We start from the raw sequence: 1417 nt of genomic DNA on the forward strand, positions 1-1417 counted from the left end.
GGTGCAATTGCTATCGATCTCGGAAACGTCAGGTGGGGCGAATACGGCGGGGGGCAGTGCGTCAGATGCCGTTGGAACGTCTGCAAACACACAAGGGACTAAACAGTATATGGCTAATTATTCCGTGATTTTCAAGAAAGAAGCGGCCAAAGAAACAGCGAAAACCGCAACGGACGCGAAAGGGGCGACAACCAATGGCGAAATCAAATAACACGCAAACGGCTGTCCTGGGCGGTACGGTGACGCTCTTTCTCGGATTGTTCGCTTTTTACTTCTTGCTGCAGCTCCCTTCAACGGATAAGGTGACCAAGCAAACGGCCGAGATCGCAGCATTGGAGAAGCAGGTTCAACTGCTGAATGCGAAAGTCGCCGAAAAGCAAAAGGAAACGACAGGTCCATCGATGAAAGAAGTGCAGGCGGCGCTGCCTTTATGGGATAATGTGGAGCAGTTGACGCTGGATTTGAGCCAGATTAAAAGTCAAACGAATGTGACAATGAGTTCAATTGCCTATAATGTCAGCGACAAAGCGCCGGCGGCACAGTCGGCCGATGGCACGAAAAAGACGGCTACGTATCCGAATGTGCGTGAAATAAAAGTGACGATGTCGGTGTTAGGCACGTTTCAAGACGTTACCGCCGCTTTGACGCAGTTGCACAATCTTCCGCGTCTGGTCACGGTGGACACGGTGAATTACGGCAATTTGCCGAAAGATTTGACGCGGAAAATTTCGGTGAATGTCAGCTTTACCGCGTTTTTTGATCCTTCGTATAAGGCTAAAGTAGATAAGGTAGAGTCCCCGTTCTAAAAAGAGAAGCACCTCGCGAGCCCAAGGCGTATTGCCTGAAGGTGCGAGGTGTTTCTGTGTGTAAAAGGGATTATTCAAACTTCCCCTGCATAATCAGTTCAGATACCGGACGGCGGCCGGAAGGCACTTCACGTTCCTGCAGCTGCTCAGAGAGCGCTACTTTCGGACCCTGGTGACCGATCGCGATGACGGCATGAAGCGCGTAGTCTGCCGGAATTTGCAGCACTTCGCGGGCTTTATCCGGATCGAAGCCGCCCATAGCATGCGTAACCAGACCTTGATTGTTCGCTTCCAACGCCAAGTAGCCCCAAGCGGTTCCGGCGTCAAAAGCGTGGCTTGGATTCAATGTGCCGCGCGGTGTAATCGTGTTGGAAATTAGAAGCAGGAGAACAGGCGCTTTCTCACACCAGGCGACGTTGGCCGGGGCGATAAAGGAATGGAAAGCGGCGCGCTGTTCGGGCGTACGCGCAATAATGAAGCGCCAAGGTTGATTATTGCTTCCGGACGGCGCCCATCTGGCAGCTTCGATGAGGCTCATCAGGGTGTCTTCGGGAATCTCTTCACTGGTGAAGGAGCGGGGAGACCAACGTTCGAGAAATTGTGGGTTAATT

The 1417-nt window shown here is 52.3% G+C and carries 3 protein-coding genes; 2 read left to right on the forward strand and 1 reads right to left on the reverse strand.

The genetic code is table 11. The annotated features are described in order from the left end of the window. Positions 1-211: Ig-like domain-containing protein (locus tag EJQ19_RS32105; RefSeq protein ID WP_164716875.1), on the forward strand; the 211-nt coding region annotated here is incomplete at its 5' end. Then, complete coding sequence (gene pilO, locus EJQ19_RS31465) at positions 195-806, forward strand: type 4a pilus biogenesis protein PilO (protein ID WP_126145151.1); 612 nt, start codon at positions 195-197, stop codon at positions 804-806. The genes EJQ19_RS32105 and pilO, both read left to right, overlap by 17 nt. A gap of 70 nt (positions 807-876) precedes the next feature. Here the strand turns inward: pilO and EJQ19_RS31470 are convergent, their stop codons facing one another. Continuing rightward, positions 877-1416 (reverse strand): nitroreductase family protein, encoded by a 540-nt coding sequence (locus EJQ19_RS31470; RefSeq protein WP_241243174.1) that lies wholly within the window; start codon positions 1414-1416, stop codon positions 877-879. Position 1417: the final 1 nt, after the last annotated feature.

The organism is Paenibacillus whitsoniae (assembly GCF_003955665.1).
GTDB lineage: Bacteria > Bacillota > Bacilli > Paenibacillales > NBRC-103111 > Paenibacillus_E > Paenibacillus_E whitsoniae.